This is a genomic window from Arthrobacter sp. MYb224 (assembly GCF_002975455.1).
Taxonomy (GTDB): Bacteria; Actinomycetota; Actinomycetes; order Actinomycetales; family Micrococcaceae; genus Glutamicibacter.
Genome location: NZ_PCPU01000004.1, coordinates 336,817 through 358,794, shown reverse-complemented (window position 1 = coordinate 358,794; position 21,978 = coordinate 336,817). Strand labels below are relative to the sequence as shown.

Annotated in this window: 17 protein-coding genes; 10 read left to right on the top strand and 7 right to left on the bottom strand. The window is 62.8% G+C overall.

From position 1 onward, the window contains the following. Positions 1-12: 12 nt before the first annotated feature. Positions 13-1,047, top strand: a complete 1,035-nt coding sequence (locus CQ017_RS10240; protein WP_105553611.1) for an endonuclease/exonuclease/phosphatase family protein — start codon at positions 13-15, stop codon at positions 1,045-1,047. Here the strand turns inward: CQ017_RS10240 and CQ017_RS10235 are convergent. Both CQ017_RS10235 and CQ017_RS10230 read right to left on the bottom strand, forming a co-directional pair. Further along, positions 1,044-2,354 carry a D-arabinono-1,4-lactone oxidase gene (locus CQ017_RS10235; protein WP_105553610.1) on the bottom strand — a complete coding sequence of 437 codons (1,311 nt, stop codon included), beginning with the start codon at positions 2,352-2,354 and terminating at the stop codon, positions 1,044-1,046. The genes CQ017_RS10240 and CQ017_RS10235 overlap by 4 nt on opposite strands. Continuing rightward, the gene (locus tag CQ017_RS10230) at positions 2,351-3,541 is read right to left on the bottom strand and encodes an alanine racemase (protein WP_105553609.1); all 1,191 of its coding nucleotides are present in this window, start codon (positions 3,539-3,541) and stop codon (positions 2,351-2,353) included. Before CQ017_RS10230 ends, CQ017_RS10235 begins: the two co-directional genes overlap by 4 nt. A 132-nt stretch (positions 3,542-3,673) precedes the next feature. Here CQ017_RS10230 and CQ017_RS10225 point away from each other — a divergent pair, with 132 nt between their 5' ends. After that, positions 3,674-4,453 carry a hypothetical protein gene (locus CQ017_RS10225; protein WP_105553608.1) on the top strand — a complete coding sequence of 260 codons (780 nt, stop codon included), beginning with the start codon at positions 3,674-3,676 and terminating at the stop codon, positions 4,451-4,453. Between the two features lie 88 nt (positions 4,454-4,541). Here CQ017_RS10225 and CQ017_RS10220 read toward each other — a convergent pair whose 3' ends face one another. The 4 genes from CQ017_RS10220 to CQ017_RS10205 form a co-directional block, all read right to left on the bottom strand. Continuing rightward, positions 4,542-5,756, bottom strand: a complete 1,215-nt coding sequence (locus tag CQ017_RS10220; RefSeq protein WP_181150531.1) for an MFS transporter — start codon at positions 5,754-5,756, stop codon at positions 4,542-4,544. A gap of 46 nt (positions 5,757-5,802) precedes the next feature. Beyond that, positions 5,803-6,399: a TetR/AcrR family transcriptional regulator gene (locus tag CQ017_RS10215; protein ID WP_105553606.1), complete on the bottom strand. Its 597-nt coding sequence runs from the start codon at positions 6,397-6,399 to the stop codon at positions 5,803-5,805. Positions 6,400-6,531: 132 nt separating this feature from the next. Next, positions 6,532-8,016 (bottom strand): mannitol dehydrogenase family protein, encoded by a 1,485-nt coding sequence (locus tag CQ017_RS10210; protein ID WP_105553605.1) that lies wholly within the window; start codon positions 8,014-8,016, stop codon positions 6,532-6,534. A 50-nt stretch (positions 8,017-8,066) separates the two neighbouring features. After that, positions 8,067-9,404, bottom strand: coding sequence for an MFS transporter (locus tag CQ017_RS10205; protein WP_105553604.1), 1,338 nt, complete (start codon positions 9,402-9,404; stop codon positions 8,067-8,069). A 182-nt stretch (positions 9,405-9,586) separates the two neighbouring features. On the opposite strand from CQ017_RS10205, the gene CQ017_RS10200 reads away from it, so the two are divergent. Beyond that, a complete protein-coding gene (locus CQ017_RS10200; protein ID WP_105553603.1) occupies positions 9,587-10,378 on the top strand; it encodes a DeoR/GlpR family DNA-binding transcription regulator in 792 nt (263 codons plus the stop codon). Positions 10,379-10,380: 2 nt separating this feature from the next. Further along, positions 10,381-11,769, top strand: a complete 1,389-nt coding sequence (gene xylB, locus CQ017_RS10195) for a xylulokinase (protein WP_105553602.1) — start codon at positions 10,381-10,383, stop codon at positions 11,767-11,769. On the opposite strand, the gene CQ017_RS10190 is transcribed toward xylB, so the two are convergent. Continuing rightward, on the bottom strand, positions 11,766-13,016 hold the full coding sequence (locus CQ017_RS10190; RefSeq protein WP_105553601.1) for a benzoate/H(+) symporter BenE family transporter: 1,251 nt from the start codon (positions 13,014-13,016) through the stop codon (positions 11,766-11,768). The genes xylB and CQ017_RS10190 overlap by 4 nt on opposite strands. 242 nt (positions 13,017-13,258) lie before the next feature. Here CQ017_RS10190 and benA point away from each other — a divergent pair, with 242 nt between their 5' ends. The 6 genes from benA (at position 13,259) to CQ017_RS10160 (ending at position 21,942) form a co-directional block, all read left to right on the top strand. Beyond that, complete coding sequence (benA, locus tag CQ017_RS10185; RefSeq protein ID WP_105553600.1) at positions 13,259-14,617, top strand: benzoate 1,2-dioxygenase large subunit; 1,359 nt, start codon at positions 13,259-13,261, stop codon at positions 14,615-14,617. Between the two features lie 18 nt (positions 14,618-14,635). Continuing rightward, positions 14,636-15,166 (top strand): benzoate 1,2-dioxygenase small subunit, encoded by a 531-nt coding sequence (benB, locus tag CQ017_RS10180; RefSeq protein ID WP_105553599.1) that lies wholly within the window; start codon positions 14,636-14,638, stop codon positions 15,164-15,166. A 98-nt stretch (positions 15,167-15,264) separates the two neighbouring features. After that, positions 15,265-16,812: a benzoate 1,2-dioxygenase electron transfer component BenC gene (gene benC / locus CQ017_RS10175; protein ID WP_258133580.1), complete on the top strand. Its 1,548-nt coding sequence runs from the start codon at positions 15,265-15,267 to the stop codon at positions 16,810-16,812. Beyond that, on the top strand, positions 16,812-17,651 hold the full coding sequence (locus CQ017_RS10170; protein WP_105553597.1) for a 1,6-dihydroxycyclohexa-2,4-diene-1-carboxylate dehydrogenase: 840 nt from the start codon (positions 16,812-16,814) through the stop codon (positions 17,649-17,651). The genes benC and CQ017_RS10170 overlap by 1 nt, the downstream gene beginning before the upstream one ends. Positions 17,652-17,841: 190 nt before the next feature. Beyond that, positions 17,842-19,209, top strand: a complete 1,368-nt coding sequence (locus CQ017_RS10165) for an aromatic acid/H+ symport family MFS transporter (RefSeq protein ID WP_258133579.1) — start codon at positions 17,842-17,844, stop codon at positions 19,207-19,209. Positions 19,210-19,260: 51 nt separating this feature from the next. Next, on the top strand, positions 19,261-21,942 hold the full coding sequence (locus tag CQ017_RS10160) for a LuxR family transcriptional regulator (RefSeq protein WP_105553595.1): 2,682 nt from the start codon (positions 19,261-19,263) through the stop codon (positions 21,940-21,942). Positions 21,943-21,978 lie beyond the last annotated feature (36 nt).

Sequence of the window (21,978 nt, the reverse complement as noted above, 5' to 3'; positions counted from 1 at the left end):
GGAGCACTATTAATGTTCCCCGCCACGGGCGCCATCGCCGCCCCTTGGGACGCGCAAGACCCCAACCCCGCGCCGAGCCAGGGGCTGTCTGAAACATCGTTGCGTGTCGCCACGCTAGCCACCGAGATGACCCGGGATGTTCCGGGGCAGCTCTCCGCAGACCTCATGCAGGGAGACGACCGCGAAGCCGCGCAGGCAGCGGACAGCATCACCGCAGCCAATGCCGACTTCGTGGTGCTTACCGGGATGGATGCGGATGAACAAGCCGTGCAGGCGTTCCAGGACCATTACCTGAATAATCCAGAGGACTCCCGGCGGGACGTTGAATACGACTACGTTTACCTAGGCACGGGCAACAAAGGTAAACCAAGCGGCGCGGATCTCAACGGGGACCGGATTGTCGGCGGCCCCGAAGACGCTTGGGGGCAGGGCAACTTCGAAGGCCAAGGCGCCGTCGTTGTCCTTTCCAAATATCAGATAGACCAAGAATCAGTCACCGGAATTTCGGAGCTGAAATGGTCAGCCGTGCCGGGGAGCAGGCTCGATGATTCTGGATTGAGCGGCGCACTGGCGGCTTCAATTCCCGTGATGAGCAGCGGACTTTGGGATATTCCGATCGAGTACCGCGGCAAGCACGTACATGTGCTCGCCGTGCAAACGGACGACGCTTCCGGTGGCTATTCCTTTGCCGAAGCTCGCCAACTCGACCAGTTGCGGGTTATCTCCGATTACCTCGACGGCGAAAAATACCTGCAGGGTGACCAGGGGGTAAAAACCCGTGGAGTCGGAAAAAGCCCATATGTCTTAGCCGGTTCCCTGGGCCAGCAGCCATCCTCGTTGGCCGCGCGGGATGCGCTGCTGCATCAAGCCGACCATCCCGAGGCGCTCAGCGATTCGGGAAATTATCTCCTCCCAAGTAGTGCCTGGCAGGTCCTTGGCCAAGGGCATATCGGCGACCGAGCACCGCTCCAGGCGCAAACCATCGACGGCCCGCCCCAAATCAACGATCCGGCTCCCGCCCTGATCTGGACCGATATTCAGTTCTAAACTTCTTCCACCAACAGCCGCCGCAGGTGCTCGTTGAGGAACAACCCCTGCGGGTCCACCGTGGACCGCATCGCCTGGAAATCGGCGAAACGCGGGTATAGCGCGGACAGCTGCGAAGCACCCAAGGAATGCTCTTTGCCCCAGTGCGGCCGCCCTCCATGCCTGCGCAGAATTCGTTCGGCCGCAGGGAAGTATTCAGGCACGTTATCGCGGACGTAGCGATGCACCGCGAGATAGACAGTCGGCCGCCCGCTGGCGATTCCCAGCCAGGTGTCATCGGCCGCCGCGGTGCGAACTTCTATCGGGAACACCACTGGTGCCGGGGCCTTGGCCAAATAGGCTCGGAACTCGGCGAACGCGGTGCCGAAGCTTTCCAGGGGCAGGGCATATTCCATTTCGGTGAAGCGCACACGTCGCGGCGAGGTGAAAACTCGATACCATTGACCGGTGTGCTTGCGCTCGGAGAGCGCCGCGGCAGCCAGCCGATTTAATCGCGGAATCAACTGCGGACGCAGCGCGCCGAGGGTACAGATCGCCTGGAGCGCACCGTTCGATAGCAATTCGTCATTGAGCCACGTCGATACCTTGCCCGGCGCGTTCGGTGCGCTGATGCCTGCCGGCAGGCGAGTATTGGCTTTGACAAGAGCCCTGCTAGTGCCGGAGAACCAGAAGAACTCCAGATGATCTGTTGACCTTGACCGTTCGATAAAACTCTTCGAGATCTGGTCAATGTCTTCCACGCGCTCCACCGCGCTGAGCATGAATTCCGGGACGCAGCGGAGTCTGACATGGGTGATCACCCCGAGCGCACCGAGACTTACCCGGGCAGCCTGAAAAAGATCCGCATTCTCGGTGGGAGAGGCGCGCATCTCGGTTCCGTCGGCCAGCGTGATGCGTAGCCCGCTGACCATTCCGCTAAATCCGGTGAACGCCAGCCCGGTCCCGTGAGTCGAGGTGCTGATCGCACCGGCAAGCGATTGCCGATCGATGTCTCCCATATTGGCCAGTGCCAAATTGTAGGGTCTAAGCAGCCTGGGAATCTGCCACAACCGAGTGCCCGACCGGAAGGTCACCTCGTGGGTGAGCGCATCGACCTCTTCGATTCCTTGGAAGCCATCGAGATTTAGCAGTACGCCCGAAGTCTGGACCAGCGGAGTGAATGAATGCCCAGCGCCCATGGCGCGCACCGTGTGCCCCTCTTTCGCGGCCTTCGCGAAGACCCCGGGAAGCTGGGCGGGGTCGGTGATGCTCTGCCACCGTGCCGGTGTTGCGCTGACGGTCCGCGAAAAATTGGCGAAACGCTTCACAAAAATGCCTTGCCCTCACCACGATAGGTCGGCCAATCTTCGACGATCTGCCCGTTTGAGTACACGGCCAGACGATTGAGCCGTTCGGCCGGCTCACCTGCCTTGGCGTGGCGCAGCCATACGGTGTCGCCGATTTTGAGCTTGCTTGCTGTGGCGCCGCGCAGCGGGGTTTGCACCTCGCCGGCTGCTTCCAAGGGAAGGTACTTGAGTCGTTTTGGCCAGGCGATCTGTGGCAGGCGGCTCTTTCCCGACGGACCCGAAGCGATCCAGCCGCCGCCGAGGATGGTGACGATGTCGGGTTCGGGACGGCGGACCACGCTGAATCCGAGGAATAGAGCTGGGGTAGGGCGGAAAGATTTGTAGGCATCGAACAATGCCGGGGCGAAGAGTCCTGATCCGGCCGAAACTTCGCTCACCCCAGACTCCTGCACGCTGGTCTCGATAGAACCGGTGCCGCCGGCGTTGACAAATCTCAACGGGGCCACCGCGTTGACTAGCTGAACAGTTTCGTTGCGACGCTCGGCTAGCTCGGCGGCACTGCGTTTGCGCATGGTCCGCGCGAGCAGCGCCTTCAGCCCGAATCCTCCGTCCGGCACCGAGGCGATCTGAGACTCGTAGCCCATCAGCCCCTCAACCTTGAAGCCGCCGCGTCTGAGCACTAGGCGTGCCAGCTCGGCCACGTCTTCCGGATCATGCAGTGGCGAACGGGCGGCGCCCAACCGCAATGATGGAGAGGGGTAGTAGGCCGCATCAAGTTCCAGTGCAACTTTCAATTCCAGATGCCCCGGCGCAACCTTGTCGATGAGGTCCAATTGCGCCACGTCATCGATCATCACCGTGATCTGGTCGCGCGCCTGCTCGCTGCTGGCCCACCGGCTGATTGCGCCCGGGTCTGTTTGCGGGTAGGCGACTACTAGGTCTTTTAGCCCGTGGCTCGCCAGCCACAGCGCCTCGGCGAGGGTGAAGCACAGGACGCCGCTAAACCCAGGTTGCGCTAAGACTCGTTCAAGCGCCCAACGTACTCGTAGGGACTTGGATGCCACCCGAATGGGAATGTTCCCGGCTCTTTCGCGCAGAGCGATCGCATTCCGGTCGAAGGCTTCTAAATCGAGTAAACCGACCGGGCGTTCACGCATTCCGGCCTTTTCCAGTGCCTGGTTATAGCGCTTGGCCTGTGCATTCTTCATAGGCCAACTCTTGCACCGCGGGACGGGCGTTTCAAGGAAAAGTTCGATTCTGGTGGGGTATTGATAATTCGCGGCAAGAATCCGGCATTTTCCCGGGAACTATCAGGCTGGAGCTACTAGTCTGGGAATATCATGAGCAAAGATCCCATTTCGATGACATTCATAGACTCGAGCGGCAAACCTCGTTCGGCCGTCCAAGACGCCATCATGCGGGGCGTCGGTGTGCAGCGGCCGCTAGTCCTTGCATATCTCAAGCGATTGCGCGCGAAACATCCCCAGGCATCTGCGGCCGAACTGGCCAAGATCGTTGAACGCGATTATTTGGTCGTGGTCACCGGCTCTGGAGCGGCCGTCGGAGGTACCGCAGCGGTACCGGCGGTAGGTACCGCCGTAGCGCTGGGGCTCTCATTGGCCGCCACGATCGGGTTCCTGGAAGCCTCTGCGCTTTATGCGCAGTCCTTGGCCGAGCTTCATGGCATTGCCATTGACGACCCGGACCGATCGCGCCTGCTGGTTATGGGTGTGTTGATGGGCGAAGAAGGCAGCTCGATGATTTCGGCACTGACCAGTCAGGCGGCCGGCCGCGGCTCCGGACCGGTGAAGGGCTGGGCAAGATCCTTTGGCTCGAACAAGTCAACGAGCCTGATGGCCACGGCGCAGAAGAGCTTGCAGAAGAAGTTCATTCGCAAGATCGTTGGCACCCAAGGAGCCAGCATGCTTGGCCGGCTGGTGCCTTTCGGCATCGGAGCAGTCATTGGCGGGGCCGGCAACCGCTACCTGGCCAAGCGGGTTATCGAAAACGCGGCCGTGGCCTTCGAGGGAATCGACACCGTGGCGCCAAGCCAGCTTGAGCTGGATGACCCGGATATTATCGACACCGATATTGTGGAGAAACCGCGGAAGCGTAAATAGTCCGAAACTGAAAAACAACCGCAGGATGTTTCACATGAAACATCCTGCGGTTGTTTTTCTTTCTGCGGCGGAAGCTGCTGGGCGGCGGCTATTGCGAGGTAGCTGCCGGTTTGCCCTTCCGGGAAGTTCCGGCGATCAATGCCAGGGCAATGACAGAGAGCAGGACAACAAGTCCGGCGTAGCCGTAGGTGACGTTCTTCAATCCGTGGATTGGGATCAGCAGTCCACCGATCAATGTTGGCAGGCCGAAGGCTAGGTAGCTCACCAGATATACCGAGGAGAGCGTGCCGCCGCGTTGCAGCGCGGGAACGTGCTCCACGATGGTCCGAAGCCCACCTTGGAAGGCGCCGCCCAAGCCGATGCCGCCGATGATGCTGGAAATGAAATAGATCGCCGTGTTTTCCGTGTAAACAGCTAGTACGAGCCCGCCCGATCCAACGATCAGCGAGATGCATCCAAGGGTCATGACCTTCAAGGCGTCGAACCGGAAGGTGACGGCGCCGAGCACCGCACTCGCGCCGGTCAGCGCAAAGATGGCTAAACCGCTCAGGGTTGGTGCTTGAATATTCATCAGCGTTTTGGTGATGCTCGCGCCCAATCCCAGATACATTCCAACCAGCGCCCAGCTGGCGAGCAATGCGCCGACTGCGACGAGGAATTCGCGGCGCACCTCCTTGGGGATCATCACCGAGGGGATGAGCGAACGCAATACACCGTGACGGCGTGGGTGGCGCTCCTTGAGCAAGCTCGCCGGAATCAGCGCCAGGATCAACAATGCGGCGACCGCCAGATAAGGGATCTGGAAGGGGTATGGTGCGAACTGCACGAGAATGCCACTGAGCAGGGCGCCGAGGCCGATTGCCGCAGGTGGCACGGAGCCGTTGAGCATGGCGACGGTCCGGTGGCGCGAGGCGGGGGAGTAATCGAGCAAGGCTGCGCCCAGGGTGCCGAACCCGAGGCCCGAGGCAATGCCCTGCAAGATCCGGGCGATCAGCAGTGCATTCAGCGAATCAGCGAATGCCATGACGAGCATCGAAGCCGCGGCGATCAGCAACGCGCTAAAGGCGACGGGACGGCGTCCAATATGATCGGACAGTGCCCCGCAGGTCAGCAGGGTGATCAGCAAACCGCAGATATATACGGCGAAGACGCTGCTGACTTCAAGGGAAGAAAGTCCCCATTGCTCGGAGTACAGCGGGAAGATCGGTGACGGCGTGCCGGAGTGCGCTGCGATGAGGCAAAGGCCAATGAGTGCGGTGCTGAAGCCGAGCTTGTCGGCGACGTAATTGTTGGCGTGTGCCACGAGATCTCTTCTGTGTTGTAGCGAATGGGGCGTGTTCGTGATGCATCTAGGGCTGGTCAGCCAATAATCCGCGCACGGACCAGCGGACGGTTTCTTCAATGGAGGCCAGATCAACGCTTTCACTCTCGCGCATCAGCCGGAACACCGCTGCGCCGAAGGCCACGTCCATGGCAACGTCGATATCCAGGCCTTCGGCCAACTGGCCCGAAGCGAGTGCGCGCGCAAAGAGGGGTTTGAGAGTTTTGCGCCGCGGAGCTAGATAAAACTGCTCGAAATACGCGGCACCGTGCGGTTCCAGGGAGCAGGCGGCCAGCAGCTGAAAGAATACGCGCCCGCTTTGCACGCTGTGGAAGGTCAGCGATTCGACCGTGCAGTCGATGAGATTCGCCAAGGGGTCTCCATCGGTGGGGATCTTCAGCGCTTGGGCGGCAACACGTCCGAAAGCTTCGGCAACGATTGCATTCTTGGTGGGCCAGTGCTTGTACAGCGTCGCGGTGCTGACACCTGAATGCTCGGCGATGCGCTCAATCGAAATCCCGCGGAAGCCCGCGTCGCGGAGTAGTTCATTGGTGGAGTCCAAGACCTTATGATGGGTTGCCACGCTGCGTGGGCGGGTACTAACCGGCAAAATTCCATCATTCATGGCGATTCCTAAACTAAAGTGTCACTTTACTTTAGCAACGTTCATTTGGTTTCAAGGATCGCAGGTACAAAAAGTCCGAGCGGCTCCTTGCAAAAGGAGCCGCTCGGCAAGGCGGGATTCTGTCCAGGCGATCTAACGGGCGGCGCTCTGCGCCATAACCCGTTCCAGGGTGGCAATCGATCCCTGGGAATGCAGGGATTCGAGGGTCTCCAGATATGGCTTGGTGAACCGTTCATCGTTGATGATGTCGCCAAACAGGTCCCGCTGGCGCAGGAATGCCAAGGGGTCTTCGCTGTGCTTCGCCGCGGCGGCGGAGACTTCCTGAGCCAGACGGTCAACGATCTGGATCGGCTCGCCCATTTCATCGGTGCCCTCGGCATAGCGTGCCCAGCTGGCCACGATGGCGGCCGAAAGGCGCACGTCGCGATCGGCGGCGAGGTTTTCGCGGACCACCGGCATGAGCCACTTGGGGATGCGATCCGAGGAGTCCGCGCAAAGCCGCGCAATCGTGTCGGCCACGTGCTCGTTGCGGTACCGCTCGATCAGCTTGTCCTGATAGGCGGCCAGGTCCACGCCGGGCAAGGCCGCCAGCGTAGGCTGCGCCTCGGTGCGCATGTAGCGCAGCAAGAATTGGGCGAAGAGCTCATTGCGTGCCGCATCATGCACCGCGCGGTATCCGGCCAGATGGCCGAAATAGCACAGGCCCTGATGGGTGGCATTGAGCAGACGCAACTTCATCAGTTCAAAAGGCACCACATCTGCAACTACCTGGACTCCGACCTGCTCGAATTCCGGGCGGCCAGATACGAACTTGTCCTCCAGCGCCCACTGCACGAAGTCTTCGCACACTACCGGCCAGGCATCTTCGATGCCATAGCGCTCGGTCACGTCGCGCCGATCAGCGTCCGTGGTGACCGGGGTGATGCGGTCGACCATCGAGTTGGGAAACGGAACATTTGCCTGCACCCAGGTGCCGAATTCTGCATCCAGCGCGGTGGCGAAGGCGCCAAACATCTTATGCGCCACCTCGCCGTTGCCTTGGATGTTGTCACAACTCATGACGGTAAAAGGCGCGAGACCACGTTCGCGGCGAAGCTTCAGCCCCGCACTGATCAGGCCGAAGGTGGTTTTCGGGTTTTCCGGATCGGCCAGATCCGCGGCGATGGCGCGGTTCTGCAGGTCGAATTCCCCGGTGACCGGGTTGACGTTGTATCCGCCCTCGGTGACGGTCAGTGACACGATGCGGATCGCCGGATCTGCCAGCTTCTCGATAGCCGCACGGGTGTCATCCGGAGCGTACAGGTAATCGACAATTGAACCGATGACCCGCACCTCACGGCTGCCGTCCGGATTCTTGACTACCAGGGTATATAGTCCGTCGCTGTCGCTGAGCGTATCGCGCATGTGCGTGTCCGAGGGCATGATTCCCATGCCGCAGATACCCCAGTCGAGGGCTCGGCCCTGGTTCATGAGCCGATCGAGATACATGGCCTGATGGGCGCGGTGGAATCCGCCGACGCCGAAGTGGACGATTCCAGCGGAAACCTTGCTGCGGTCATAGGCCGGTACCTGTACCTCTGGCGGGATTTCTGCCAGCGTCTGATTAGAGAGTTTCATGAATTCGCAGTCTCCTTATGGGGGAAATGTCAGTTGCTCAAGCGGTCGCCTTAGGCGACGCGCTGCGGGGCGGGGGTGGGAACGCCGTTGAATCCGGGTTGGGTTCCGCGCAGCAAGTGCGACATCAGCGCCGCGACCAAGTACAGCGCGGCGAACAGATACACCATTCCTGCGGCGCCCAGGGTGGTGTAGAGCAAGGCGACCAGCAACGGTCCGGCGAAGACCGCGGCACCGATGCCAAGGTTGTAGGAAGCCATCGCGGCTCCTGGATGCTCCGGCGCCAGCGAGACGGCGATGGCCGAAAGCGGCACGAACCCGGCCAAGCCGATGCCGAAGACCGCGCCGATCAGCAAGGCCAGCAGATAAGCGTGTTCGATCCCGTTGTCGACCGCCCAAGCGGGCACCAGATAGAGCCCCGCCATGGACAGCGCACAGAGCACCGCGCCGAACCAGACCACGGTCTTTGACCAGCCCAGCTTGTCGCCCAGGGCCCCGAAGAAGAGGTTGAAGGGAATATTCACCGCGTAGATCACCGTGGTCAGGATCAAGAACTGGCCTACGCTCCAGCCGAAGCGATCCACGAACAAGGCAGGGAAGAAGACCGCCATGCCATAGGTGGGCACCGAATTGATGGTGCGGGTGAGCATCACCATCAACGCCTTGCGGTCGCTCACCAACAGGCGAAGCCCGAAGCTCATGGTCTTCCACACCTGCTCCGGGTTATCCACCAGCGGGGCGCGCCCGGTTTTCTCCTTGACGCCGAGCAACGCCACCGCGGCACCGAGGACCACCAGTGCCAGCGAGATCCAAAGGGTCTGGTAATAGTTCAGCCCGAAGATTTCCAACGAGGCGGTCGCGGTCAGCGCGCCGAGCGTGGGCAGGCCGGCGCTGAAGGCCACGTAGAACCAGCCGATGGCAACCGCGAGGCGCTTGGCGTTGGCGGTTGCGGAGATCCAGACGAGGAAGCCGTAGGCGAAGAAGGGGTAGCCGAAGCCGCGCAGTCCGTAGGCGATGAAGACCAGCACCACGTTGGAGGAGTTCAGCGCGACGAGCAGGAAGAACAGCTCGAAGGCCACCCAGATTCCGGCGCCAATGAGCATCACCTTGCGCGGGCCCCACAGGTCCGAGAGCGAGGCGGAAAGGAATGCGGCAATGGCCACCGCGACACCGTAGATGGTGATCAGGGTTCCGGCCAGCGGAATGGAGAAGCCGTGTTCGCCGGTCAGGTAGGGCGTGAGGATATTGGTTTCCACGCCGTCGCCGATCATGAACAGGGTCAGGCCGATGAAACCCCATAAAAGCGGGCGCGGAAGTCCCATGCGGTCTAGCAGCCCGGTGCCGCCCCTGGCTGTTGGGGGTGCACTTGGGTTCGAGGGTTCCGAGATCATGGCGCTCCTTTGCGTGGGGCATTGCTGCCGCTCGTGATTTCACTAACCTAACACCAAATAAACAAATTCAACAGGTTTTCTGTTAAATATTGTTTGGATCATGATGTTTTGAGAGTGCGAGCACAGCATCTATCATCGGAGGTGTGAGAAATGATGAACTTGCCGAACGGAGATCCGCAGTGATGCGATCCAGTGGGCTGCCTCCGGAGAGCCGCCGCGACGAGCTGACCAGCTACGTCAATCAGGTCCACACCGCGCGCGTGGAAGCTATGGCCGACGCCTTCGGGGTCAGCGCCATGACCATCCATCGTGACCTGGACGTCCTCGCGGGCGAGGGGCGCCTCGAACGCATCCGCGGCGGCGCACGAGCGATCACCGCGCGGCTGGCCGAACGCGACGTGCGGCTGCGCCGCCATCTCAACGCGCGCACCAAGCAACGGCTCGCCCGCACCGCAGCCGAGCTCATCGAGCCCGGCACGGTCATTGCCCTGGACGACTCCACCACCGTCGGCGAGCTGGGGCCGCATCTGGAAAGCCGCCGGCCCTCCACGGTCATTACCCACTCGCTGGCACTGATGAACACCGTGTCGGCCCAGTCGTCCATCGCCTTGGTGGGGTTGGGCGGCCAATACTATGCAGAAACCGATTCATTCCTCGGCTCGGTGGTAGTCGAGCAGGCTCAACGGCTCACCGCAGATGCGGTGTTCGTCTCGACCACCGCGGTCAAAAATCAGGCATTGCTGCACCCGGATGCCGAAGCGGCGCTGACCAAACGCGCCTTGCTGAAAACCGGTGGCCGGAAAATTTTGATCGTTGACTCAAGCAAATTTGAGGGCACCGGGCTCTATCACGTGATGGGATTGGACGAATTCGATGACATCGTCATCGATGACCAGCTAGCTCCCGAGCTCTTGGCCCTGCTGAAGTCGCTAAACCTCAATATCCACCTCGCCGCTAGCTCACCGAAGGATTAGCCATGCCATCGACCTATGTCTTGGGAATCGACTCGTCGACTCAATCGTGCAAAGCGCTGCTCGTTGATGCGCAGACCGGTGAGGTCAAAGCCTCCGGGCGCGCGCCCCACCCTGGCGGGACCCAGGTCGATCCGGCCAAGTGGATTGAGGCCCTTGAAGCCAGCACCGAAGGGCTGCTCGAGCGGGCGTCCGCGCTCTCGATCGCCGGCCAGCAGCACGGCATGGTTGCCCTGGATGAGCATGGCGCTCCGGTGCGCGCCGCCATGCTGTGGAATGACATCTCCTCCGCCGGGCAGGCGCGGAACCTGATCGGCGAGCTTGGCGGAGAGCAGCGGTGCGCGCAACTTGTAGGCAGCGTGATGGTCGCATCGCTGACCGCCTCGAAACTGCGTTGGCTGCGCGAAAACGAGCCGGAAAATGCGAACCGCACCACCCGGGTTCTGCTGCCGCACGACTACCTGACCTGGCATCTAGGCGGCCGCAAGGAAGCGACCACCGACCACGGAGACGCCTCGGGCACCGGATACTACTCGACCGCGCAGCGTCGTTTCCTGCCCGAGGTGGCGCGCCGGGCACTGGGCAAGCCGGTGGCATTGCCGCGGCTCGCGGCGGCAAATGAAATAGTCGGCGAAACTTCTGCGGGCCTCAAAATTGCGGCCGGCACCGGAGACAACATGGCCGCCTCGCTGGGACTGGATCTGCAGCCCGGGGACGTGTGCGTCTCCATGGGAACCTCGGGGGTAGCCTCCGCGGTGGTGGATCACAGCGTTCACGATGGCACCGGGATGGTGAGCGGGTTTGTGGATGCCACAAATAGGTACCTGCCGCTGGCCTGCACCCTCAACGGCGCTCCGGTACTCGATTTTGGTGCCCGGCTGCTCGGTGTGGGCCAAAAAGAATTCTCTGACCTTGCGCTGGCCGCGGAGCCCGGCTCCGGGGGAGCGGTGCTGCTTCCGTACTTCGGCGGAGAACGCACCCCGAACCGGCCCGACTCGACGGGATTGATGCATGGCCTGCGTACCACGACCACCCGTGAACAGATCGCCCGTGCCTACGTTGAAGGATTGCTGTGCTCCATGAAGGACGCGGTCGCTGCCCTCGAAGAAGCCACCGGCATAGCAACCCGGCGAATCCTGCTGATCGGCGGTGGCGCGCAGTCCGAAGCGGTGCGCCGCATCGCGCCGCAGATCTTTGGCGTCGCGGTAGATGTTCCGCAGACTGCCGAATATGTGGCGTTGGGTGCCGCGCGGCAGGCCGCCTGGGCGCTGAGCGGAGAAAAAGAACCACCGGTCTGGAACGTCGCGGCGTCCACCCGCTATCAGGGTGAACCGCGCCCCGAGATCTATGCGCGCTATGTGGATACCCGGGATGCAACCGCGGGGTGGAACTAACCGGAGGCCACGGCCGCATTTGGGCCCTTTGCGGCGTAGGCCGGGCGTCGTTTGTGCAGCGCCAGGAAGCACAGGGTGCCTCCTGCGATACCCCAGAAGGGCGAGACGATGCCCAGCGGCGCCACCCCGGACGCGGTGATGATCAGGGTGCAGACCGCGGCCTCCGCCGCTCCGCTGGCCGGGCCGTCAAACATATCCTGCATGGATCCCTGCATGGCCGGAAGCAGGGCCACGCCCGCGACAGCGATGACCAGCTCGGCCGGGACCGCCGCAAAAAGCTGCAAAAAAGTCTGGCTGAACAGCCCGAAGAAGATGAAAAACGCACCGCAAGAAATGCCCGCGACGTAGCGTCGCGCCGGATCCCGGTGGGCTTGGGCGGAGGTGCAGATCCCTGCGGTAATTGCTGCAAGGTTGATCGCATGCGAGCCGAAGGGTGCGAAAAGGATGCTCGCAAGCGAGCCCCCGCTGAGCAGGAGCCGATCATTTGGCCGGTAATTGCTGCTGCGAAGCATGGTCAGGCCCGGACCGTTTTGTCCTGCCATGGTCACGATCAGCAGCGGAAGGGAAATGCCCATGATGGCGGAGAGCGAAAATGCCGGAACCGTGAATACCGGAGAGGTGAGCATGAACGATAGCGGTGCGTTCGAAATCTGGCCAGAACCTGCCGCAAGCGCGATGCCGGCGCAGAGCGCTACCGGGACCGCATAGCCCGGCGACCAGCGGCGGGCCAAGAAGTAGGCGGCCACTAGGCCGCCGGCGATCAGCGGTGAATCAAGGACCGCCTGAACCACCTCCATCACAAAGGGCAGCAGCACCCCGGCGAGAACCGCGGCCAAGACCGGTTTTGGCACGCGGGCCAGCAGCCATCCCAGCAACCCGCTGAGGCTCAAGAGCAGCCCAAGCAGCCCGGCAACGATATACGCGCCGATGGCTTCGGAATAGCTGTAGTCGCCGAGGACCGTCAGCAAGAGGGCGGCTCCCGGCACGGACCATGCGACGATAATTGGTTGGCGAGTGAACAGGCTGAGCAGCAAGCCGGTGATTCCGCTGCCGACCGAGACCGCCCATACCCAGGAACTGCTCTGCGCCTCGCTGAGCCCGGCGCGCTGTGCTGCTTGCAGTATCACCAGCATCGGGCCGGCGTACGACACGGCCATGGCGATGAATCCGGCGCAAATTGCGGAGAAGGAAATGTCATTTCCGAGCCTGCGCAACCCACGCGGTTGGACCGCTTTTTCTTCTGGCATGACCTGGCTCCCGTTTCGCTGACCGCAACGTCTGCCCACGTTACGCAGGTCACAGGTGAACGGCAAATACTTAAAATACCGCCATTGATATGCAAAAACTCATGGTTCCGATGCCTAGGCTAAGCCTAGGCAGATGCCTAGTGTGACGGCGCGCACAGCCTGACAGGATTGAGTTCTTGAATGGCCGCCTCGAGCGGTTGCGCCCTCCCGGGCCCCATATGAAGGATGGAGCAAAGCACATCATGACCGAGACTTTGAACGCCGTATCAGAGGTGCTCGACAACGCGCTTGTCGACAGCCCAGAGACCGGCGTATACCGTACCAACCGAAACATTTTCACCGACGAAGAAGTTTTCGAGCTGGAAATGAAGCACATCTGGGAGGGCAACTGGGTTTACCTGGCCCACGAATCCCAGATCCCCAACATTGGTGACTACTTCACCACCAACATCGGCCGTCAGCCGATCATCATTTCGCGCAATAAGCAGGATGAGCTGAACGCCATCATCAACGCGTGCAGCCACCGCGGCGCGATGCTCTGCCGCCGCAAGACCGATAACCGCACCACCTTCACTTGCCCGTTCCACGGTTGGACCTTCAACAACTCGGGCAAGCTGCTCAAGGTCAAGGATTCCCGTGGCGCCGGCTACCCGGAGCAGTTCAACAAGGACGGCTCGCACGATCTGACCAAGGTCGCCCGTTTCGAGAACTACCGCGGCTTCCTCTTCGGCTCGCTGAACGCCGACGTCCTACCCCTTCAAGAGCACCTGGGCGAAGCGGCGAAGATCATCGACATGATCGTGGACCAGTCCGAGGAAGGCCTCGAGGTGCTGCGCGGCTCCTCCACCTACACCTACGACGGCAACTGGAAGCTGCAGGCGGAAAACGGCGCCGACGGCTACCATGTTTCGGCGACCCACTGGAACTACGCCGCCACCCAGGCCCGGCGCAGCGCCGGCGAATCGACCAACGACACCAAGACCATGGATGCCGGCGGCTGGGACAAGCAGGAAGGCGGCTTCTACTCATTCGACAACGGCCACCTGCTGCTGTGGACCGAATGGCTGGACGCCGCAAACCGTCCGCTGGCCGAGAAGCGCGATGAGCTGGTCGCCAAATACGGCGAGGCCAAGGCCGACTGGATGATCGGTGTCTCGCGCAACCTCTGCCTGTACCCGAACGTGTACCTGATGGACCAGTTCTCCTCGCAGATCCGCGTGTTCCGCCCGGTGGCCGTGGACAAGACCGAGGTCACCATCTACTGCATCGCACCCAAGGGCGAGTCCGACACCGCACGCGCCAACCGCATCCGCCAGTACGAGGACTTCTTCAACGCCTCGGGCATGGCCACCCCGGATGACCTGGAAGAATTCCGCTCCTGCCAGAAGACCTACATGGCCACCGCGGCCAAGTGGAACGACATGAGCCGCGGCTCGGCGCACCAGATCACCGGCGCCGACGAGAACGCGAAGAAGATCGGCCTGGAGCCCATCGCCTCCGGTGCGCGCACCGAGGACGAGGGCCTGTACCCGATCCAGCATGGCTACTGGCTGGACACCATGCGCAAGGCGCTGGCCGCCGAACTCGAAACCAAGAACTAAGGCCGAAGGGAAAGCCACATGAGCACCATTGCATTGACCGAGGCCAAAACCAGCAACGGCACCGTCACCACCGGGGACGTCGAGCAGTTCCTCTACCAGGAAGCCCGCTTCCTGGATGACCGCGACTTCGACCGCTGGATCGACTGCTACCACCCGGAGGCGACCTTCTGGATGCCGGCATGGGCCGATGACGACAAGCTCACCGAGGACCCGCAGCGCGAGATCTCGCTGATCTACTACGCAAACCGCGGTGGCCTGGAAGACCGCGTCTTCCGCATCAAGACCGACCGCTCCTCGGCCACCAGCCTGCCGGAACCGCGCACCGGGCACAACATCACCAACGTGGAGATCGTTGCCGTGGATGGCGACAAGGTTGAGGTCCGCTTCAACTGGTTCACGCTGTACTACCGCTACCAGAACGTCGACACCTACTTCGGCAACTCCTTCTACACCATCGACTACTCCGGCACCCAGCCGGTGATCACCGCGAAGAAGGTAGTGCTGAAGAACGACTTCATCCACCACGTGGTGGATATCTACCACATCTAATTCGGCCGCATTAGCCAAGCCGACCTGCGCTGCGCCGGGCGTCAGCCCGGCGCAGCGCAGCAAAGAACTTACTGCTGCCCCACCAGCACAATTTTGAAATGAGCACCCTTATGACTTACCAGGTCGCCTTAGCTTTTGAAGACGGGATCACCCGCTTCATTAAAGTAGGCCCCCGCGAAACCGTCGCCGATGCCTCCTACAAGGCCCGGATCAACATCCCCCTTGACTGCCGCGACGGCGCCTGCGGCACCTGCAAGTCCTTCTGCGAATCGGGCAAATTCGACGGCGGCGACTACATCGAGGAAGCGCTGACCGACGACGAAGCCGAAAAGGGATTCTGCCTGCCCTGCCAGATGGTCCCCGAATCCGACCTCGTGCTGCAGATCCCGACCACCTCGGATGTGGCCAAGACCGCCGCGACCGTCTTCGAGTCGACGCTGACCGAGATCCGCCGCATCTCCGAGACCACCTACGCCTTCAGCCTAGAGGTCGACAAGCGCGAAGAGTTGTCCTTCCTGCCCGGCCAGTACGTGAACATCGAGGTTCCCGGATCCGGCGGCCAGACCCGCTCGTACTCCTTCAGCTCGGGACCAGAGGTCCAGACCGTCTCCTTCCTGATCCGCATCACCGACGGCGGGCTAATGTCCACCTACATGCGCGATACCGCGCAGGTCGGGGACCGGCTCACCTTCACCGGCCCGATGGGCAGCTTCTTCCTGCGCGAACCCAAGCGCCAGTCCCTGCTGCTGGCCGGCGGCACCGGGCTGGCCCCGCTGCTGTCCATCCTGGAAAAGCTGGTCGGCATGGAAAACCCGCACCCGGTCCACCTGATCTACGGCGTGAACACCGATACCGATCTGGTCGAGCTGGACGTGCTCGAAGCCTATACCTCGCGTATCGCGGGCTTCAGCTTCGATACCGTGGTCGGCGACCCGAACAGCGCCGCGGAAAAGAAGGGTTATGTCACCAACCACTTCGAGCCGCAGCACCTGGCCGAGGGCGACGTGGACATCTACCTCTGCGGTCCGCCACCGATGGTTGAGGGCGTGCGCCGCCACCTGGACGGCGAAGGAATCAAGCCGCAGAACTTCTACTTCGAGAAGTTCGCCCTGGCCGTCGTGCCGGAGGCCGCACCGGCAGCGGAAGCCGCGGCGCCGGTGGCCGAGGCCGCCGAGGCGCCAGCAGCCGGCTACGAAATCGGCGAGGAGCACGCAACCTTCGGCGCCCAGTTCGATGCCCGCATGGCCCTTGAACTGGCAATTGTGGAACTGACCATGGGCAAGCTGACCGACGGCCAGCTAGGTGAATTCAAGGTCCTCGCGGAGCTTGCGGGCAAGACCCTGGACGGCGAAAAGTTCGTCAACGCCGCCGAATTCACCGTCACCAACGACGCCTTCCACGAGTTCCTGTTCACCTGCGTCGGCAACGAGCACCTGCTCCAGGCCTACACCCGCCTGGAGGTTCCGGCGCTCATGGCAAAGGTGCTGCGCCAGGAGCACTGGATCGACGGTGCGGTGGACGCCGACCACTTCGCCATCGTCGCGGCCTTCGAGCAGCAGGACATCGCGGCGGCCCGGGCGGCGATCATCTCGCACAACGAGCACGCCAAGGCCACCATGGCCGCGGCCTCGCAGGAACAAAGCTAATGAGCGCGGACAACGCCCCGGCCAACGAGACCGCAGCCGCCGGATACCCCGAGTCCTTCCACCCCGGGCGCTTCGCCGGCCAGGTCGTCATGGTCACCGGCGCTGCCCAGGGCATCGGCTGGTCCGTGGCCCGGCGCATCGCCGCCGAGGGAGGGGAACTGGTTCTGGTTGACCGCGCCGGGCTGATCCACGACGTCGCCGAGGGCTTGCGCGCCCACGGCGCGCATGCGCTGAGCGTGACCGCAGACCTCGAAACCTACGCGGGTGCGCTGGCCGCGGTGACCGCGGCAATGGATGAATTCGGCCGGATCGATGTGCTCATCAACAACGTCGGCGGGACCATCTGGGCCAAGCCGTACGAGCACTACGCGCCGGAAGAAATCAGCAAGGAAATCCAGCGTTCGCTCTTCCCGACCCTGTGGATGTGCCGTGCGGCCTTCGAGGAAATGGTCAAGGCCGGGTCCGGCACCATCGTGAACGTTTCCTCGGTGGCCACCCGCGGGGTGAACCGGGTGCCCTATGCGGCGGCCAAGGGCGGGGTCAAGGCGATCACCTCGGCCCTGGCCATGGAAGGGGCCGCCCACGGAATCCGTGTGGTGGCTACCGCCCCGGGCGGCACCGAAGCCCCTGAGCGGGTAGTCAAGCGCGGCCCGGCGCCCACCGGCGAACAGGAAAAAGCCTGGTACCAGAGCATTGTGGACCAGACGGTCGATTCCACGTTGCTCAAGCGCTACGGAACCCTGGACGAACAGTCCGCGCCGATTGTGTTCTTGGCCTCTGACGAAGCCTCCTACATCACCGGAGCCACCCTGGCGGTGGCCGGCGGAGACCTCGGCTAGCCAACGCGCCAGAAATCAATGATCGCTTGCAGGCGGCGGGATCCCCGCCGCCTGTGTGCCCTCCAAAACCCGCCGCCCGACGATCTTTCGGGCCACGGTTCCCACGCCGCGCCCTCGCGCCGCGGTATTTCCCAGTGCCTCGATACCCGCACGATGACGTGCGCCCGGGCCAATGAAAATGGAGCAACTCGTGAAAACTTCGGAAGCAAGCAGCAACAGGAAACAGCAAAGCACGGTCCGCTGGGTCGTGGCCATCGCCACCATGGCGCTGATCTTCGACGGATATGACCTGGTCGTCTACGGAACCATCGTTCCGCTGCTGCTGGGCGATCCGACGCAGCTCGGAGAGGTCACCCCGACCACCGCCGGCGCGCTGGGCAGCTGGGCTTTGGCCGGCATGATGGTCGGCGCGCTGGTTGCCGGCGCCATCGGCGACTACCTGGGCCGGCGCAAGATCATGATCACCGGAATCATCTGGTTCTCCGTGGCCATGGGCCTGACCGCCCTGACCAACGACGTCACCGCCTTCGGCGCCCTGCGCTTCGCCACCGGAATCGGGGTGGGCGCACTGGTGGCCACCGCCGGCGCGGTGGTCGCCGAGTTCGCCCCCAAGGGCAAGCGCAATTTCTACAACGCGATCGTCTACTCCGGTGTTCCCGTAGGCGGCGTACTGGCCTCCCTGCTGGCCATCATCCTGCTCGACGCCATCGGCTGGCGCGGACTGTTCCTGATCGGCGCGACGCCGTTGCTCTTCCTGCTCCCGATGGCCCTGGTCAAGCTCCCCGAATCCCCCGAATGGCTGATGGCCCGCGGCCGCACCGCGGAAGCCGAACGCGTCTCGATCCGCACCGGTGTCCCGATTCACATGCTGGTACCCGTTGCCGGAAAAGCCGAAGCCGCGCCCGCAGAGAACAAGATCGGGTTCCGTGCGCTGGCCTCCAAGAAGTACGCGTTCCCGACCCTGCTGCTCGGATTCATGAGCTTCACCGGCCTGATGCTGACCTATGGGCTGAACACCTGGTTGCCGCAGATCATGTCGCAGTTCGGCTATGGCAAGGACTTCGCGCTCACCTTCCTGCTGGTCTTCAACGCCGGCGCGATCTTCGGCGGGCTGATCGCCTCCGTTGGCGCCGACCGGTTCGGCGTGAAGCGCACCGTGTTCACCACCTTCTTCCTCGCCGCTCTCGCCATGGTGCTGCTGACCATGCACCTGCCGCTGGGCATCCTGCTGGCGCTGGTTGCCGTGGCCGGCGTCGGAACCATCGGCACCCAGGTGCTGATCTACGGATTTGTGTCTAATTTCTACAACAGCGCCGCCCGCGGCGCCGGGGTGGCCTGGTGCGCCGGGTTCGGCCGTTTGGGCGGCATCTTCGGACCGTTGTTCGGCGGGCTGCTGATGGCGGCAGGTGTGGAAAACCATGTTGCTTTCTATGTCTTCTCCGGGGTTGCTATCGTTGGTGCATTGATCACCCTCGGCGTTCCGCTGCGCAATTCCGAGATCACCGCCAAGCAGCGGCCCGCGCGGGTCGAACTCGCAACCGCGGACGCAGAGAAGTAGAGACGCATCGAGAAACAACTCGGCAACGCTGAAAGGTCGGTGAACGCATAAATGAGCCAACAAGTTGCCCAGGATGCGCTCGCCGACCTGCTGCGTGAAGTGCAGCAGCAGCGCAGCGCCCTGGCCGTCCTGCAAGGACCGCAAGGAAGCGGCAAAAGCACCGTGATAAAGCAACTGCTGCGTCGTTCCAACATGGCCTCGGTTACCGTAGTCACCGCCTCGCGCTGGGAATCCAGGCACCCCGGCGCGGCTCTGGGACCACTGCTGGAACGCGGCAAGCCCGGGCCAAGCGAAGATCTTGGCCCCGCGTTGCTGGAATACCTGCGCGCGGACCAGGAGCAAACCCGGGTGCTGGTCATCGAAAATGCGCAATGGGCAGATGCCGCAAGCTTCGAGGCGGTGCGCTACGCCTGGCGCCGGTTGCAGACCGAACGCGTACTTATCGTCCTGGTCCTGCGCGACCAAGACATCGCGATGCTTCCCGCCGAAACACGTGAGTTCTTGGGCGACACCGATCTAAAGGTCTTGCACGTTGACGTGCCGACGGCGGCCCAGGCCCGCGAAATCGTCTCTACCCGGCTGGGAATCGAGCTGCCGTCCATGGCGGCCGAGCATCTGATGCGCTACACACAAGGCAATCTGCATGCGGTTCTCGAATTGGCACAGGAAAACCCGGAACAAAGCTGGGAACAGTGGGATCGTTGGCCGCCGGCGCCGCGAGCATTGTCGCTGCATATCAAGCAGCTGCTCGACGAATTGGAGCCGCGCGCCCGCGGGCTTGTTGAGGCGGCCGCGGTGCTTGGACGCCAAGCTCGGATTGACCTCATTGTCAGGCTTGCCAAGGAAGACTCCCCGCTGGCCTACATCCAGCAGATTGTTGATGCCTCGCTGGCGCGAACCCAGGGGCATAGCGGCAAGGTGCGGCTGGGTTTTGACAGCGAGCTGACCCAGATGGCCGTCTATCATCAGATTCCGTTGAGCGCCCGCATTCGGCTGCACGCGGCAGCTGCCGAGATTGCCGAAGACCGCGGGGTCGTATTGGGCCATCGAGCCGACGCGAGCCTCTTGCCGGATATCGGGCTTTCGCGCGAATTGGAGGCCTACGCGGTGGCCCAGGGGCAGCGCGGTGAGTGGTCCTCGGCCGCAACCGCGTTCTTCCGCGCCATGCATTTGACACCTGAGCCCGCGCAACGCGAGGCATTGCTGCTCAAGGCGGTAGACGCGGTGGTTGCCGCCGGAGAGATTCCGCGGGCGCTGACCTTTTCCCACCAGCTGGCAAGTTTGGGAAGCAGCGCCGAACGCGACGTGCTTTCGGGGTACATTGCCATCCTCCAGGGCCGGGCGCAGACCGCCAACCGCTGGTTGACCAGCGCCTGGCAGAGTGCGGTGCGCCTGCAGCTCGGCGACACGATGGCGGTTATTTCGCAACGCCGCGTGCTGCATTCCCTGTGCCAGCTCGAGGGCGCAAAAATTCTTGAATGGGCCGAACAATCACTGCGCCTGGCGCAGGCAGGCAGCCCGCAGGCCATCGAAAGCGCAGCCATCCAGGGCCTTGGCCTGGCGATGATGGGCCGCAGGGAGGAAGGCGAACGGGCATTGCTCGAGTTGCTGGGCAAGCTTCCCACCGGCGCCCAGCGGCAACGCGCCGAGATGTCCCTCGGCTGGGTGTATTTGGCAAGCGGGCGGATCGAGCTGGCCCGCCACGAACTGGCGGCAGCCAGTTCCACCGACTTCAGCGAGGGCTCGCTGCGAATCTCGTTGTGGGCCAAGGCCTGGCTGGCCCGCGCCGAATTCCTCGTGGGCGACTGGGACCAGGCGCTGGAGACGGTCCGTGGGGCGCAAGCGATCCAGGAACGCTTCGGGATTCAGGTGCAGCGACCGCTGATCCAGTACACGGCGGTGCAGATTCATGCGCTGCGGGGAAACACGGAACTTGTCGAGGTCCACCTGGCCAAATCGTGGGTGCGAGTGGGCAGCTACCAGGTGATGGAGGTGCCGTATCGCATGGCGCGGGCCGAAGCCGCGCGCGCCCAGGCCAATCACGAGGAAGTGCTGCTGGCCCTGGAACCCATACTTCGCCTTGACCGCAGCCAGGGTATCGACGAGCCAGGCTTCTGGACTTGGCAAGACATGTATGCCGAAGCGCTGATTCGCAGCGAGCGGCTGGAGGAAGCCGAAGAATTCATCGCCCCCTTGCTGGATGCCGCGATGAAGGCCGGGCACAATAACGGCATCGGCGCCTTCCTCGGGGTGCGCGGCATGCTGTTGGCGGCCTTGGGGGACATCGATGCGGCGCGAGAAGTCTTCGAGCAGGCGCTGCTTCGCCTTCAGGGCGTTGGCACCGCCTATCACCGGGCACGGATCGATTTTGCCTACGGGCAGTGCTTGCGGCGCGCGGGAAAGCGGGCGGACTGCGTTGCCCCGCTAACCCGGGCGCTGTCGATCTTCACGCACCTGGACGCCACCGTCTACGTTGAACGCTGCACCCGCGAACTGCAGGCGAGCGGCATTGGCATGGCACGCCGCGAACCGATGGACTGGTCGACGCTGACCGCTCAGGAGCAGGCGGTCGCCAAGCTCGTCTGCGAGGGCGCAAGCAACCGCCGAGTGGCCGAGGAGCTGTTTGTCAGCACCAAGACGGTGCAATATCACCTGACAAAAATCTACGCGAAGCTTGCGGTATCCACGCGGACCGAACTTGCCGCGCTGACTCGCGAGGGTTTTGAGCACTAGGTTGCCCGTCGCAAGGCACGGCAGCAATCGGCGAGA

Coding starts and splice junctions, on each gene's coding strand:
- CQ017_RS10170 (WP_105553597.1), top strand. CDS start 16,812: ATGAGCGCGGACAACGCCCCGGCCAACGAGACCGCAGCCGCCGGATAC.
- xylB (WP_105553602.1), top strand. CDS start 10,381: ATGCCATCGACCTATGTCTTGGGAATCGACTCGTCGACTCAATCGTGC.
- CQ017_RS10210 (WP_105553605.1), bottom strand. CDS start 8,016: ATGAAACTCTCTAATCAGACGCTGGCAGAAATCCCGCCAGAGGTACAG.
- CQ017_RS10190 (WP_105553601.1), bottom strand. CDS start 13,016: ATGCCAGAAGAAAAAGCGGTCCAACCGCGTGGGTTGCGCAGGCTCGGA.
- CQ017_RS10240 (WP_105553611.1), top strand. CDS start 13: ATGTTCCCCGCCACGGGCGCCATCGCCGCCCCTTGGGACGCGCAAGAC.
- CQ017_RS10230 (WP_105553609.1), bottom strand. CDS start 3,541: ATGAAGAATGCACAGGCCAAGCGCTATAACCAGGCACTGGAAAAGGCC.
- CQ017_RS10160 (WP_105553595.1), top strand. CDS start 19,261: ATGAGCCAACAAGTTGCCCAGGATGCGCTCGCCGACCTGCTGCGTGAA.
- CQ017_RS10215 (WP_105553606.1), bottom strand. CDS start 6,399: ATGAATGATGGAATTTTGCCGGTTAGTACCCGCCCACGCAGCGTGGCA.
- benA (WP_105553600.1), top strand. CDS start 13,259: ATGACCGAGACTTTGAACGCCGTATCAGAGGTGCTCGACAACGCGCTT.
- CQ017_RS10205 (WP_105553604.1), bottom strand. CDS start 9,404: ATGATCTCGGAACCCTCGAACCCAAGTGCACCCCCAACAGCCAGGGGC.
- CQ017_RS10200 (WP_105553603.1), top strand. CDS start 9,587: ATGCGATCCAGTGGGCTGCCTCCGGAGAGCCGCCGCGACGAGCTGACC.
- CQ017_RS10225 (WP_105553608.1), top strand. CDS start 3,674: ATGAGCAAAGATCCCATTTCGATGACATTCATAGACTCGAGCGGCAAA.
- benB (WP_105553599.1), top strand. CDS start 14,636: ATGAGCACCATTGCATTGACCGAGGCCAAAACCAGCAACGGCACCGTC.
- benC (WP_258133580.1), top strand. CDS start 15,265: ATGAGCACCCTTATGACTTACCAGGTCGCCTTAGCTTTTGAAGACGGG.